Raw genomic sequence first — 14,574 nt, 5'->3', positions numbered from 1 at the left:
CCCTTATTTAGCAGCTTTCTTGCGGGTCTTCGTCGGCTTCTCATCGGGCATTTCGTCACCGATGACTTCACCTTTGAAGATCCAGACTTTGATACCGATGATGCCGTAAGTAGTCATCGCTTCAGCTGTGGCGTAGTCGATATTGGCACGCAGGGTGTGCAGCGGCACACGACCTTCGCGGTACCACTCGGTACGGGCGATTTCCGCACCGCCGAGACGGCCACTTACCTGAATCTTGATACCTTCGGCGCCCTGACGCATGGCGTTCTGAACCGCGCGTTTCATCGCACGACGGAACATTACACGGCGCTCCAGCTGCTGGGCCACGTTTTGGGCCACCAGCGCTGCGTCCATGTCCGGCTTGCGCACTTCTTCGATGTCGATGTGCACCGGAACGCCCATCTGCGCGCTCACTTCATTGCGCAGACGCTCAACGTCTTCACCTTTTTTACCGATCACGATACCGGGGCGGGCGGTGTGAATGGTCACACGCGCGGTGTTCGCCGGGCGCTCGATCTCGATACGGCTCACGGAAGCGTGGGCCAGCTTTTTGCGAAGGAATTCGCGAACTTTCAGATCCGTGTACAGCTTGTCTGCGTACTCGTCGCTGCCGGCATACCAAACAGAGGTATGCTTTTTAACGATACCCAGACGAATGCCGGTAGGATGTACTTTTTGTCCCATGGTTTTCTCGCCTGCTCTCTTATTTCTCGGCCACTTTCACAGTGATGTGACAAGTACGCTTGAAAATACGATCGGCACGACCCTTGGCGCGCGGCTTGATGCGCTTCATGGTCATACCTTCGTCCACGAAAATGGTGGACACCTTCAGCTCGTCAACGTCGGCACCTTCGTTGTGCTCGGCGTTGGCGATGGCCGATTCCAGAACCTTCTTGACGATCGCCGCACCCTTTTTATTGCTGAATGCCAGAATATCCAGGGCTTCTTCAACGCCTTTGCCGCGAATCTGATCAGCTACCAGTCGCGCCTTTTGCGCCGACAGACGAGCGCCGCGTAATTTTGCTGCTACTTCCATCGTTATAACCTCGGCTTAGCGCTTCTTCGCTTTCTTGTCCGCAGCGTGACCGCGGTAAGTGCGGGTAGCGGCGAACTCGCCCAGTTTGTGGCCAACCATTTCTTCGTTGACCAGTACGGGCACGTGTTGACGACCGTTGTGCACGGCAATCGTCAGTCCAACCATTTCCGGCATAATCATGGAACGGCGGGACCAGGTTTTAATCGGTCGACGATCATTGGCTTCGATCGCCGCCTCCACCTTCTTGATCAGGTGCAGATCAATAAAGGGACCTTTCTTTAATGAGCGTGGCACTTTAGATTCCTCTTTAGCTGCTCACACACCGCGCGGCACTCTCTATTGAGAATTACTTGCCGCGACGACGTACAATCATCTTATCGGTGCGCTTGTTCTTGCGCGTTTTCTTACCCTTGGTCGGAATGCCCCACGGCGTTACCGGGTGACGTCCACCAGAGGTACGACCTTCACCACCACCATGCGGGTGATCGACCGGGTTCATCGCCACACCGCGAACGGTCGGGCGAACACCGCGCCAGCGCTTCGCACCAGCTTTACCCAGCTTGCGCAGGCTGTGCTCGGAGTTGCTCACTTCACCCAGGGTGGCGCGGCACTCGGACAATACCTTACGCATCTCACCGGAACGCAGACGGATGGTCGCGTACTGACCTTCACGCGCCACCAGCTGCACAGAGGCGCCGGCAGAACGGGCCAGCTGAGCACCTTTGCCCGGCTTCAGTTCGATCGCGTGAATCACGGCACCCACCGGAATGTTGCGCAGCGGCAGGGTATTGCCGACAACAATCGGTGCGGCGTCTCCGGACTGAACGGTTGCACCCGCTTTCAGACCTTTCGGCGCGATGATGTAGCGACGCTCGCCGTCCGCGTAGCAGACCAGAGCGATGTGCGCACTGCGGTTCGGATCGTATTCCAGGCGCTCAACCTTGGCCGGAATACCGTCCTTGTTGCGCTTGAAATCCACCATGCGGTAGTGCTGCTTGTGACCACCACCTACGTGACGGGTGGTAATGCGGCCAGCGTTGTTGCGACCACCGCTTTTGCTTTTGCTCTCTACCAGAGGCGCGTAAGGCGCACCCTTGTGCAGGTCGGGGTTAACAACCTTGACCAGGTGGCGACGGCCGGCAGAGGTCGGTTTTGCTTTTACAATAGCCATTGTAACTGTCCCCTTTACTCAGCAGCTTCAAAGTTGATGTCGCTGCCTTCGGCCAGGCGAACGTAGGCTTTTTTCCAGTCGTTGCGACGGCCAACGCCGAAGCGGGTACGCTTGGTTTTGCCCTTTACGTTCACGGTGCGAACCTGCTCAACGGAAACGTTGAACAGCTTTTCTACCGCGGCCTTGATCTCGGCTTTATCGGCACCGGTGGTGACCTTGAAAACCACTTGATTGGCGGAGTCCGCCAACACAGCAGCTTTTTCGGAAATTACCGGGCCGAGCAGTACTTTGTAGAGTCGCTCTTGGTTCATCCCAGCACCTCTTCAATTTTCTTGAGCGCAGAAACGGTAACCACGACTTTGTCAAAGCGGATCAGGCTTACCGGATCGATGCCCTGCACGTCGCGAACGTCGATCTTGTGCAGGTTGCGCGCGGCCAGGTAGAGGTTTTCACTCACTTCCTCGGTCACGATCAGCGCATTAGACAGATCGAACTGGGCCAGCTTGCTCACCAGCTGCTTGGTTTTCGGTGCGTCCACATCGAAGGACTCAACGACAACCAGGCGTTCCTGACGGGCCAGCTCAGACAGAATGCAGCGCAGAGCAGCGCGGTACATTTTCTTGTTCAGCTTGACGCTGTGATCACGCGGTTCGGCGGCGAAAGTTACGCCACCGGAACGCCACAGCGGGCTGCGGATGGTACCGGCACGGGCACGGCCAGTACCTTTCTGACGCCAGGGCTTCTTGCCGCCACCGGAAACGTCAGCGCGGTTCTTCTGGGCCTTGGTTCCCTGACGGGCGCCGGCCATGTAGGCCACAACCGCCTGGTGCACCAGGTCCTGATTGAATTCACGTCCGAAAGTCACTTCAGAGACAGCTACAGTGCCTTTAGCGCCTTCGGGAGTAGCGATATTCAGTTCCATATCTATTTCCCCTCAGACTTAGGCTTTTACTGCCGGACGAACGATAACGTCGCCACCCGGAGCACCTGGAACGGCGCCCTTGACCAGCAGCAGATTACGCTCGGCGTCGACACGAACCACTTCCAGATTCTGCACGGTTACGCGCTCGGCACCCATGTGACCGGCCATCTTCTTGCCTTTCCACACTCGACCAGGAGTCTGGCACTGACCGATAGAACCGGGAGCGCGGTGAGACAGGGAGTTACCGTGAGTGGCGTCCTGGGTGCGGAAGTTCCAGCGCTTAATACCGCCCTGAAAACCTTTACCCTTGGAAGTGCCGGTTACATCGATCTTCTGACCAGCTTCAAAGCCGGAAACAGTGATTTCAGAACCGATTTCGAAAGTCTCGTCGGAACCGTCAGTACGCAGTTCGAACAGAGCAGAGCCAGCGTCTACGTTGGCTTTGGCGAAGTGGCCCGCCTGGGGCTTGGAGACACGGGAAGCCTTGCGATTGCCCACGGTTACTTGAACCGCAGCATAGCCGTCAGTTTCCACAGTTTTCACCTGGGTGACGCGATTCGGAGCTACCTCGATAACGGTAACCGGAATAGAAGCGCCATCTTCGGTGAAGATGCGAGTCATGCCGCTTTTGCGGCCGACAATACCTATAGTCATCTTTATCAACCTCTCAGTGCACGGGGCTTTAACCCACTGCGGCCGCCCAGTTTCAGAGCGTTACACTACCCGGACCTTTTTCGCCCGGGATTCGGTAGTTAATTTAAAGTGTTAGCCGAGACTGATCTGAACCTCAACACCGGCCGCCAGATCGAGCTTCATCAGCGCGTCGACGGTTTTCTCGGTAGGCTCAACGATGTCCAGCAAACGCTTGTGAGTACGGATCTCGTACTGGTCGCGCGCGTCTTTGTTGACGTGCGGAGAAATCAGCACGGTGTACTTCTCTTTGCGAGTCGGCAGCGGAATGGGACCGCGAACCTGCGCGCCAGTGCGCTTGGCCGTCTCGACGATCTCCTGGGTAGACGCGTCGATCAGCTTGTGATCGAACGCCTTCAGGCGAATTCGGATACGTTGACCCTGCATGGAATCAAACTCCAACTTAATAACTAAAGAACGTCCTTTTACACAGCCCCGAGGGCGGGCGAAAAGGAGCGCGAATTCTACGGGCCACGCAATTGCCTGTCAACCCGATTGCGGGGTTAGTTTTGCGGCCCGCCGCCGGCGCGAATCCGGGCTCCGGCAAACTACAATTGTTTATCGGCAGCCGAAAGAGGGTAAGAAAATGACCATTGCCGCGAGAGTGAGTCAGTATTTGCGCGACCAGTCAGTCGATTACCAGCTGGTCCAACATCCGCACAGCCACACCAGTAGGGAAAGCGCGCACGCTGCCCATGTGCGCGAGGACCAGGTCGCCAAGGCCATCTTGATGAAGGACGACCAGGGGTATGTGATGGCGGTCATTCCGGCCAGCAGCAGTCTGGATATGCGTGCGGTGCACGAGGAAACCGGGCGCAATCACCTGGAAATGGTGCCGGAGGATGAACTGGGGCGTGTCTTCCCCGATTGCGAACTGGGTGCCCTGCCGCCACTGGGGCAGGCTTACGGCGTCACCACTCTGCTGGACAACAGCCTGCGTCACTGCGACACCGTTTACTTCGAAGCCGGTGACCATGAGGAGCTGGTGGAAATGGATGGCGCACGCTTTGCGAAGTTGTTTTCCGGCAGTCACAGCTGTGATCTGAGCAAAGACTGGCCGTAATAGGGGCTGCAAAATTGCGCCGGCGTCCGTGATCGGAGCCGGCGCCAGACGATACTGCGCCTGCCAACTGCGGCGGAAGGGCGCGAGTGTTCTCCTGCGCCACCAGCATTCGGGGGCGTGGTCTATACTTCCCTGTAACCCGCAAATCCGGCTGACAATGACCAGCGAGGATCACGGTGACTCAAAATGGCCTACAAGCCCACCGATAATGAAAACATTGACAACCTGCTGATGCTTGCAGCATTGCTGTTCGTAACAGCGATGTTATTTGCGTTTTTCTGTGGCTTTTTCTGGGTATTCGCCAATCTAGACGACATCAACGCCGTTGCAGCTGCTATGGTGCAGAAGCACCCGGTGGCTGTACCCGCGGCGGCCCTGACTTGCATCTGCATGACTCCCGGCCTGCTCTTTATGCTGCTTGCCATTTATCTTCGCCGCGAGCGGGCACAGTATGAGGTACTGACAGGTCCCGGCAGCCTCTCCTGAACGGGCCACTGATCGCATATTCCTAGGCACAAAAAGGCCGCAGCGTTTCCGCTGCGGCCTTTTCGTTTCGGATCAGGAGTAGAGATTACTCGATGATCTTGGCCACCACGCCGGCGCCAACGGTACGGCCGCCTTCGCGGATCGCGAAGCGCAGGCCTTCTTCCATGGCGATCGGGGCGATCAGCGTTACGGTCATCTGGACGTTGTCGCCCGGCATAACCATCTCGGTGCCTTCCGGCAGCTCACACGCTCCAGTCACGTCGGTGGTACGGAAGTAGAACTGCGGACGGTAGCCCTTGAAGAACGGGGTGTGACGACCACCTTCGTCCTTGGACAGTACGTACACTTCCGCTTCGAACTTGGTGTGCGGAGTGATGGAACCCGGCTTGGCCAGCACCTGACCACGCTCTACTTCGTCACGCTTGGTGCCGCGCAGCAGGGCGCCGATGTTCTCACCAGCACGGCCTTCGTCCAGCAGCTTGCGGAACATTTCCACACCGGTACAGGTGGTGGTGGTGGTTTCCTTGATACCAACGATCTGGATTTCGTCACCAGTCTTGACGATGCCACGCTCGACACGGCCGGTTACTACGGTACCGCGACCAGAGATGGAGAATACGTCTTCGATCGGCATCAGGAACGGCTGGTCGATAGCGCGCACCGGCTCCGGGATGTACTCGTCCAGGGTTTCAACCAGTTTCTTGACAGCGCTGGTGCCCAGGCCGTTGTCGTCTTCGCCGTTCAGGGCCATCAGGGCAGAACCAACGATGATCGGGGTGTCGTCACCCGGGAACTCGTACTGGTCCAGAAGTTCGCGAACTTCCATCTCTACCAGTTCCAGCAGCTCCTCGTCGTCAACCATGTCGGCCTTGTTCAGGAATACCACGATGTAGGGTACACCTACCTGACGGGACAGCAGGATGTGCTCGCGGGTCTGCGGCATGGGGCCGTCAGCAGCGGAACAGACCAGGATAGCGCCGTCCATCTGGGCAGCACCGGTGATCATGTTCTTCACGTAGTCGGCGTGTCCCGGGCAGTCAACGTGCGCGTAGTGACGGGTCGGGGACTCGTATTCAACGTGGGAGGTAGAAATGGTGATACCGCGCTCGCGCTCTTCCGGAGCGTTGTCGATACCATCAAACGCTACAGCCTGGCCGCCCCACACTTCGGCGCAAACGCGGGTCAGCGCTGCAGTCAGGGTGGTTTTACCGTGGTCAACGTGACCGATGGTGCCCACGTTTACGTGGGGCTTGGAACGTTCAAACTTCTCTTTTCCCATTTTCAGGATCCTCTAGCTAAAAGTTTGTCAAAGAGGCCCCGGCAAAGCCGGGGCACTTTGAGTCAAAGTAAATTAAGCCTTGTTCTTTGCGATGATCTCATCGGCAACGTTCTTCGGCGCTTCCGCGTACTTCTCGAACTCCATGGTGTAAGTGGCGCGGCCCTGCGTGGCAGAACGCAGGTCAGTCGCGTAGCCGAACATTTCGGCCAGCGGCACTTCCGCGTTGATCACCTTACCGGACGCACTCTCATCCATGCCCTGGATCAGGCCGCGGCGGCGGTTCAGGTCGCCCACCACGTCACCCATGTTCTCTTCCGGAGTTACCACTTCCACTTTCATGATCGGCTCAAGCAGTACCGCGCCGCCTTTCTGGGCCAGCTGCTTGGTGGCCATGGACGCAGCGATCTTGAACGCCATTTCGTTGGAGTCCACATCGTGGTAGGAACCGTCGTAGATGGTAGCCTTCAGGCCCAGCAGCGGGTAGCCGGCGAGAACACCGTTCTGCATCTGCTCCTGGATACCTTTCTGCACCGCCGGAACGTATTCCTTCGGCACCACACCACCGACCAGTTCGTTCTGGAATACCAGACTGTCTTCCGCGTCCGCGTCCAGGTTCGGCTCGAAGCGGATCCACACGTGGCCGTACTGACCGCGACCACCGGACTGGCGAACGAACTTGCCCTCGATCTCACACTTGTTGGTGATGCGCTCGCGGTAGGCCACCTGCGGCTTACCGATGTTGGCCTCGACATTGAACTCGCGACGCATACGGTCGACGATGATGTCCAGGTGCAGCTCACCCATACCGGAGATGATGGTCTGGCCGGTCTCTTCGTCAGTCTTCACACGGAAGGACGGGTCCTCCTGAGCCAGCTTGCCCAGTGCGATACCCATTTTCTCCTGGTCCGGCTTGGACTTCGGCTCTACCGCCACGGAGATTACCGGCTCCGGGAACTCCATACGCTCGAGAACGATCTTGTTGTTCTCGTCACACAGGGTGTCACCGGTAGTGGTGTCCTTCAGACCGATCGCGGCGGCGATGTCGCCCGCCAGTACTTCTTTGATTTCCTGACGGTTGTTCGCGTGCATCTGCACCATACGACCGATGCGCTCGCGCTTGTGCTTCACGGAGTTGTATACCCCGGTGCCACTCTCCAGCTTACCGGAGTAAACACGGAAGAAGGTCAGGGTGCCCACGAAGGGATCGGTAGCGATCTTGAACGCCAGCGCAGCGAACGGCGCAGTGTCGTCGGCTTCGCGGGTCTCAACGGTCTCGCCGTCTTCCAGGGTACCTTCGATGGCCTTAACTTCGGTCGGCGCCGGCAGGTATTCGATGACTGCGTCCAGAACCGCCTGCACACCCTTGTTCTTGAACGCGGAACCGCCCAGAACCGGCACGATTTCGTTGGCCAGGGTACGCTGACGGATGGCGGCCTTGATCTCTTCCTCGGTCAGGTCGCCCTCTTCCAGGTACTTCTCCATCAGCTCTTCGCTGGCTTCCGCTGCCGCTTCCACCAGGAATTCGCGCATCTCGTTGCACTCGTCCTGCATGTCAGCGGGGATATCGGCGTATTCGAAGGTCATGCCCTGGTCGGCTTCATTCCACAGAATGGCCTTCATCTTGACGAGGTCGACAACACCCTTGAACTCGTCTTCAGAGCCAATGGTCATCTGCAGCGGCACCGCGTTGGCGTTCAGGCGGGTCTTCAGCTGGCCGACAACCTTGCGGTAGTTGGCACCGGTGCGGTCCATCTTGTTCACGAACACCATGCGCGGAACGTGGTATTTGTTGGCCTGGCGCCATACGGTTTCGGTCTGCGGCTGCACACCGGAAGAACCACACAGAACCACGACAGCGCCGTCGAGTACGCGCAGGGAGCGCTCTACTTCGATGGTGAAGTCTACGTGCCCGGGGGTGTCGATAATGTTGATGCGGTGCTGGTCGAACTGCTGCTGCATACCGGACCAGAAACAGGTGGTCGCCGCAGAAGTAATGGTGATACCGCGCTCCTGCTCCTGCTCCATCCAGTCCATGGTGGCCGCACCCTCATGCACCTCACCAATCTTATGGGACAGGCCGGTGTAGAAGAGTACGCGCTCGGTGGTGGTGGTTTTACCAGCGTCTACGTGAGCACAGATACCGATGTTGCGGTAGCGTGCGATAGGCGTTTTACGTGCCACAGTAGTTTCCTCGATATAACGGCAAAAGGCAGCCTGGAAATTTCCGTGCTGCCTTTCGGTATTAATTTCCGATGGTGATATTCATCAGACTTAGAAGCGGTAGTGAGAGAACGCCTTGTTGGCTTCCGCCATACGGTGAACGTCTTCACGCTTCTTGACCGCGCCGCCCTTGTTCTGGGACGCGTCGATCATTTCGTTGGCCAGACGCTGGGCCATGGACTTCTCACCGCGCTTGCGGGAGAACTCTACGAGCCAGCGCATTGCCAGTGCCATGCGGCGCGAGGGACGCACTTCTACCGGCACCTGGTAAGTCGCACCACCAACACGGCGGGATTTCACTTCCACCATCGGCGCAATATTTTCCAGGGACTCTTCGAAAACTTCGATAGGGTCTTTGTTAAGTTTTTCTGAAACCATGTCCAGAGCGCCGTATACGATGCGCTCTGCCACAGATTTCTTGCCGCTGATCATGACGTGGTTCATGAACTTGGCCAGGGTGACATTCCCGAATTTAGGATCGGGCAGTACTTCGCGCTTGGCGACTACTCGTCTTCTTGGCATGAGAATTGCCTCTCTTCAGGGTTACTCTGAGACGCCGCCGTAAACACTTACAACTCGGCGAGCTCAGCCTTACTCCGGTTGGAAACCGAAACGCAAATCGTTAAAGGGGATTAACCTTTAGGACGCTTGGCGCCGTATTTGGAACGGCCCTGCTTGCGATCGTTAACGCCGGCACAGTCAAGTGCACCGCGTACAGTGTGGTAGCGCACACCCGGCAGGTCCTTTACACGACCGCCGCGAATCAGCACCACGCTGTGCTCCTGCAGGTTGTGACCTTCACCACCGATGTACGAAGTTACTTCGAAACCGTTGGTCAGGCGCACACGGCAAACCTTGCGCAGTGCAGAGTTCGGCTTCTTCGGTGTAGTGGTGTACACACGAGTGCAAACTCCACGGCGCTGCGGGTTGGCCTGCAGAGCGGGAACGTCGCTTTTTTCGACTTTGCGTTTTCTCGGCTTACGAACCAACTGGTTGATCGTTGCCATTAAAAATCACTCCAAAAATAAAACGCCCCCACCTGGAAAGCGGGGGCCCAGTCGTCTGTGTGTGCTGCCGACCGCTCCTAACAAGAGAGCCGGACAGTACACCCCACATAAGCGGGGGCCGCATTCTATAGGCGGCGGCCCGCCCAGTCAATTGGCAATGAAAGTAAGCACTAACCTTCATTGCCGACAAGCAGTCTCAGCCTGAACGAACACACGAAGCCTGATGCGAAGGGCCTGATAGCGGGGCCTTTTCGCCAGACTGTCGGCCGGAGGGATCCGGCCGACAAGCCTACAGGGATGTATTCACGGCGCGTCTGGCGGAAAGGCACCGGTAGCAGGGCCGCTACGGTGCCTAATTCCAGCGCTCTCTCCCCCGCCCCCTCCCCCGCAAGCGGGAGTGGAGGCGTAAGAAGTTACTCCCCGGAGGACTTCAGGGCCTCGGTCAGGGCCGCTTCCACCTCTGCGGCGGACGGGCCTTCACCGTAGCCCTCTTCCAGCTGCAGGCTGCGCTTGCGCTTGCGCTCCAGGTGGTGCGCCAGACCGGTACCGGCCGGGATCAGGCGACCCACGACCACGTTCTCCTTCAGGCCGCGCAGGCTGTCTTCCTTGCCGGTCACCGCCGCTTCGGTCAGTACGCGGGTGGTCTCCTGGAAGGAGGCCGCGGACAGGAAGGACTCGGTGGCCAGAGACGCCTTGGTGATACCCAGCAGCAGGCGCTCGAACTGGGCCGGCTGCTTGCCTTCCGCGCGCAGGCGCTCGTTCTCTTCGATGACCCGCTGGTACTCCACCTGGTCACCCTTGATGAACTCGGAGTCACCCATCTCGAGGATTTCCACCTTGCGCAGCATCTGACGAACAATCACTTCGATGTGCTTGTCGTTGATCTTCACGCCCTGCAGGCGGTAAACCTCCTGGATCTCGTTGGTGATGTAGCGCGCCAGCTCCTCGACGCCTTTCAGGCGCAGAATGTCGTGCGGGTTGGACGGGCCATCGGAGATGACCTCGCCCTTCTCTACGGTTTCACCTTCGAACACCGTCAGCTGGCGGTGCTTCGGAATCAGTACCTCGTAGTGATCCTTGCCACTGGCCAGCGGCTGGCCGTCTTTCGGGGTGATCTGCAGGCGTACCTTGCCCTTGGTCTCTTTGCCGAAGGACACGGTACCGGAGATCTCCGCCAGAATGGACGGCTCTTTCGGCTTGCGCGCTTCGAACAGGTCGGCCACGCGCGGCAGACCACCGGTGATGTCCTTGGTTTTGCCGGATTCCTGCGGAATACGGGCGATGACATCACCGACGCTCACCTTGTCGCCATCTTTCAGGCTGAGGATGGCGCGCGGCGGCAGCGCGTAGTGCGCCGGCGCGTTGCTGCTCGCCAGGGTCAGCTCTTCACCGTTTTCATCAATCAGGGTCACGGCCGGACGCAGGTCCTTACCGGCAGCCGGACGCTCGGCAGGGTCGATCACCTCGATGGAGGACAGACCGGTGATCTCGTCGGTCTGCTTGCGGATCGACAGGCCGTCTTCCATGCCGGACAGCTTCACCCAGCCAGCCACTTCGGTAATGATCGGGTGGGTGTGCGGATCCCACTTGGCCACTACCTGGCCGCCATCCACCTCGGCACCTTCCGCGACGCTGATGATGGCGCCGTAGGGCAGCTTGTAGCGCTCGCGCTCACGGCCGGCACTGTCGGCAATGGCCAGCTCACCGGAGCGGGAAACCGCTACCAGGGTGCCGCTCTCGGTCTTCACGGTCTTCACGTTGTGCAGGCGCACGGTACCCGACTGCTTCACCTGGATGCTGTCCGCCGCGGAGGCGCGGCTCGCCGCACCACCGATGTGGAAGGTCCGCATGGTCAGCTGGGTGCCCGGCTCACCGATAGACTGGGCGGCAACGACGCCCACAGACTCACCAGAGTTGGCGCGGTGGCCGCGGGCCAGATCGCGGCCGTAACACTGGGCACAGATGCCGTGGGCGGTCTCACAGGAAATCGGTGAACGGACGATTACCTCGTCGATACCCATCCCCTCAATACGCTCGACCCACTTCTCGTCGATCATGGTGCCGGCGGAAACGGCGATCTCGTCGCTGCCCGGCTTCAGTACATCACGGGCCACTACACGGCCGAGAATACGGTCGCCGAGGGACTCGATCACGTCGCCGCCCTCGATCACCGGCGCCATGGTCAGGCCGTCGTCGGTGCCGCAGTCCACTTCGGTGATCACCACGTCCTGGGCCACATCCACCAGACGGCGGGTCAGGTAACCGGAGTTCGCGGTCTTCAGGGCGGTATCCGCCAGACCCTTACGGGCACCGTGGGTGGAGATGAAGTACTGCAGTACGGAGAGGCCTTCACGGAAGTTCGCGGTAATGGCGTTCTCGATAATGGAGCCGTCCGGACGCGCCATCAGGCCGCGCATACCGGCCAGCTGACGGATCTGCGCCTCAGAACCACGAGCGCCGGAGTCTGCATACATGAACACCGAGTTGAAGGAGTCCTGCTCGGCCTCTTTACCCTCGCGATCGATCACCTTCTCTTTCTTGATGCCGGCCATCATCGCCTGGGTGACCTTGTCGTTGGTACGGGACCAGACGTCGATCACCTTGTTGTACTTCTCACCGGCGGTTACCAGGCCCGAGGCAAACTGGCTCTCGATCTCCTTCACTTCCGCTTCCGCAGCGGCGATCAGCTCGGCCTTGGCCGCCGGGATCTCGAAGTCGTTCACACCGATGGAGGAACCGGACTTGGTGGAGAAGTCGAAACCGGTATACATCAGCTGGTCGGCAAAGATCACCGTCGCCTTCAGACCCACCTTGCGGTAGCACTCGTTCAGGATGCGCGAGATCGCCTTCTTCTTCATCGGCTGGTTGACCATGTCGAAAGGCAGACCTTCCGGCACGATATTCCACAGCAACGCGCGGCCCACGGTGGTGTCGTAGACCTTGCGCGACGGATGCTTCTCGCCGTCTTCACCGACAACTGCTTCGTTGATACGCACTTTCACGCGCGCCTGCAGGCCTACCTGCTTGGCGTAATAAGCGCGGCTCACTTCCTTGATGTCGGCGAAGAACATACCCTCGCCCTTGTCGTTGACGCGCTCGCGGGTCATCCAGTACAGACCCAGTACCACGTCCTGCGACGGCACGATGATCGGCTCGCCGTTGGCGGGGGACAGAATGTTGTTGGTGGACATCATCAGCGCGCGGCTTTCAAGCTGCGCCTCGATGGTCAGCGGTACGTGCACCGCCATCTGGTCACCGTCGAAGTCCGCGTTATAGGCCGCACACACCAGCGGGTGCAGCTGGATCGCCTTACCTTCGATCAGCACCGGCTCGAACGCCTGGATACCCAGACGGTGCAGGGTCGGGGCGCGGTTCAGCAGCACCGGGTGCTCGCGGATCACCTCGTCGAGGATGTCCCACACCACCGCCTCTTCGCGCTCGACCATTTTCTTGGCCGCCTTGATGGTGGTGGCCAGGCCGCGCGCTTCCAGCTTGCCGAAGATGAACGGCTTGAACAGCTCGAGGGCCATTTTCTTCGGCAGACCGCACTGGTGCAGGCGCAGGGTCGGACCGACCACGATCACGGAACGGCCGGAGTAGTCGACGCGCTTACCCAGCAGGTTCTGACGGAAACGGCCCTGCTTGCCCTTGATCATGTCCGCCAGGGACTTCAGCGGGCGCTTGTTGGAACCGGTGATGGCGCGGCCGCGGCGGCCGTTGTCCAGCAGCGCGTCCACGGCTTCCTGCAGCATGCGCTTTTCGTTGCGCACGATGATATCCGGCGCGTTCAGCTCCAGCAGGCGCTTCAGACGGTTGTTGCGGTTGATCACGCGGCGGTACAGGTCGTTCAGGTCGGAGGTCGCAAAGCGGCCGCCGTCCAGCGGTACCAGCGGGCGCAGGTCCGGCGGCAGTACCGGCAGCGCCTGCATGATCATCCACTCCGGGTTGTTGCCGGACTTGTAGAAGGCTTCCAGCAGCTTCAGGCGCTTGGACAGCTTCTTGATCTTGGTCTCGGAGTTGGTGGACGGGATCTCTTCGCGCAGGCGCTGGATTTCCGCCGGCAGCTCGATGTCGCGCATCAGCTCCTGGATCGCCTCGGCGCCCATCTTGGCTTCGAACTCGTCGGCGAACTCTTCCATCGCCTCAAAGTACTGCTCGTCGTTCAGCAGCTGGCCGCGCTCCAGGGTGGTCATACCCGGGTCGGTCACCACATAAGATTCGAAGTAGAGCACGCGCTCGATATCGCGCAGGGTCATGTCCAGCAGCAGGCCGATACGGGACGGCAGCGATTTCAGGAACCAGATGTGCGCAACCGGGCTCGCCAGTTCGATGTGGCCCATGCGCTCGCGGCGCACCTTGGCCTTGGTCACTTCGACGCCGCACTTCTCGCAGATGATGCCGCGGTGCTTCATGCGCTTGTACTTGCCACACAGACACTCGTAGTCCTTGACCGGACCAAAGATCTTGGCACAGAACAGGCCTTCGCGCTCCGGCTTGAAGGTGCGGTAGTTGATGGTCTCCGGCTTCTTCACTTCGCCGTAGGACCAGGAGCGGATCATATCCGGAGACGCCAGACCGATACGGATGGCGTCAAACTCTTCCAGTTGTTCCCGGTCTTTCACCAGGTTTAACAAATCTTTCAAGGCCTTTCCTCCACTAGGGGGTAGTCAACCCGGCTTGCAGCATTTTGAGCCGGGTTG

At 59.2% G+C, this 14,574-nt stretch carries 15 protein-coding genes; 2 read left to right on the top strand and 13 right to left on the bottom strand.

Going from position 1 to position 14,574, the window contains the following annotated elements; all coding sequences use genetic code 11:
- Positions 1 to 3 precede the first annotated feature (3 nt).
- The 8 genes from rpsC to rpsJ form a co-directional block, all read right to left on the bottom strand.
- Entirely contained in the window at positions 4 to 684 is a 681-nt protein-coding gene (rpsC, locus tag RRF64_RS18050) for a 30S ribosomal protein S3 (RefSeq protein WP_323847321.1), read from the bottom strand.
- 19 nt (positions 685 to 703) lie between these two features.
- A complete protein-coding gene (gene rplV, locus RRF64_RS18045; RefSeq protein WP_323847320.1) occupies positions 704 to 1,036 on the bottom strand; it encodes a 50S ribosomal protein L22 in 333 nt (110 codons plus the stop codon).
- Positions 1,037 to 1,051: 15 nt separating this feature from the next.
- Complete coding sequence (gene rpsS, locus RRF64_RS18040; protein ID WP_020411388.1) at positions 1,052 to 1,330, bottom strand: 30S ribosomal protein S19; 279 nt, start codon at positions 1,328 to 1,330, stop codon at positions 1,052 to 1,054.
- Between the two features lie 52 nt (positions 1,331 to 1,382).
- On the bottom strand, positions 1,383 to 2,207 hold the full coding sequence (gene rplB, locus RRF64_RS18035; protein WP_323847319.1) for a 50S ribosomal protein L2: 825 nt from the start codon (positions 2,205 to 2,207) through the stop codon (positions 1,383 to 1,385).
- Between the two features lie 14 nt (positions 2,208 to 2,221).
- On the bottom strand, positions 2,222 to 2,518 hold the full coding sequence (gene rplW / locus RRF64_RS18030; RefSeq protein ID WP_323847318.1) for a 50S ribosomal protein L23: 297 nt from the start codon (positions 2,516 to 2,518) through the stop codon (positions 2,222 to 2,224).
- Positions 2,515 to 3,129: a 50S ribosomal protein L4 gene (gene rplD / locus RRF64_RS18025; protein WP_073277494.1), complete on the bottom strand. Its 615-nt coding sequence runs from the start codon at positions 3,127 to 3,129 to the stop codon at positions 2,515 to 2,517. Before rplD ends, rplW begins: the two co-directional genes overlap by 4 nt.
- Positions 3,130 to 3,147: 18 nt before the next feature.
- The gene (rplC, locus tag RRF64_RS18020) at positions 3,148 to 3,783 is read right to left on the bottom strand and encodes a 50S ribosomal protein L3 (protein WP_323847317.1); all 636 of its coding nucleotides are present in this window, start codon (positions 3,781 to 3,783) and stop codon (positions 3,148 to 3,150) included.
- 111 nt (positions 3,784 to 3,894) lie between these two features.
- A complete protein-coding gene (rpsJ, locus tag RRF64_RS18015; RefSeq protein WP_010133849.1) occupies positions 3,895 to 4,206 on the bottom strand; it encodes a 30S ribosomal protein S10 in 312 nt (103 codons plus the stop codon).
- Positions 4,207 to 4,405: 199 nt separating this feature from the next.
- Here rpsJ and RRF64_RS18010 point away from each other — a divergent pair, with 199 nt between their 5' ends.
- Together RRF64_RS18010 and RRF64_RS18005 are read left to right on the top strand one after the other, a co-directional pair.
- Positions 4,406 to 4,882: an aminoacyl-tRNA deacylase gene (locus RRF64_RS18010; RefSeq protein ID WP_323847316.1), complete on the top strand. Its 477-nt coding sequence runs from the start codon at positions 4,406 to 4,408 to the stop codon at positions 4,880 to 4,882.
- Positions 4,883 to 5,068: 186 nt separating this feature from the next.
- Positions 5,069 to 5,368 (top strand): hypothetical protein, encoded by a 300-nt coding sequence (locus tag RRF64_RS18005; RefSeq protein ID WP_323847315.1) that lies wholly within the window; start codon positions 5,069 to 5,071, stop codon positions 5,366 to 5,368.
- 85 nt (positions 5,369 to 5,453) lie between these two features.
- Here the strand turns inward: RRF64_RS18005 and tuf are convergent, their stop codons facing one another.
- The 5 genes from tuf to rpoC all read right to left on the bottom strand — a co-directional run bounded on the left by tuf (position 5,454) and on the right by rpoC (position 14,517).
- Positions 5,454 to 6,647: an elongation factor Tu gene (tuf, locus tag RRF64_RS18000; RefSeq protein WP_323847314.1), complete on the bottom strand. Its 1,194-nt coding sequence runs from the start codon at positions 6,645 to 6,647 to the stop codon at positions 5,454 to 5,456.
- Between the two features lie 72 nt (positions 6,648 to 6,719).
- A complete protein-coding gene (gene fusA / locus RRF64_RS17995) occupies positions 6,720 to 8,828 on the bottom strand; it encodes an elongation factor G (protein WP_323847313.1) in 2,109 nt (702 codons plus the stop codon).
- A gap of 90 nt (positions 8,829 to 8,918) precedes the next feature.
- Positions 8,919 to 9,389 carry a 30S ribosomal protein S7 gene (rpsG, locus tag RRF64_RS17990; protein WP_073277984.1) on the bottom strand — a complete coding sequence of 157 codons (471 nt, stop codon included), beginning with the start codon at positions 9,387 to 9,389 and terminating at the stop codon, positions 8,919 to 8,921.
- Between the two features lie 110 nt (positions 9,390 to 9,499).
- A complete protein-coding gene (gene rpsL / locus RRF64_RS17985) occupies positions 9,500 to 9,874 on the bottom strand; it encodes a 30S ribosomal protein S12 (protein ID WP_323847312.1) in 375 nt (124 codons plus the stop codon).
- Positions 9,875 to 10,287: 413 nt separating this feature from the next.
- Entirely contained in the window at positions 10,288 to 14,517 is a 4,230-nt protein-coding gene (gene rpoC / locus RRF64_RS17980; protein ID WP_323847311.1) for a DNA-directed RNA polymerase subunit beta', read from the bottom strand.
- Positions 14,518 to 14,574: the final 57 nt, after the last annotated feature.

The organism is Microbulbifer magnicolonia (assembly GCF_035117725.1).
Taxonomy (GTDB): Bacteria; Pseudomonadota; Gammaproteobacteria; order Pseudomonadales; family Cellvibrionaceae; genus Microbulbifer; species Microbulbifer magnicolonia.
The sequence above is the reverse complement of the archived record's forward strand: the minus strand, read 5'-3'. Positions and strand labels throughout refer to the sequence as shown.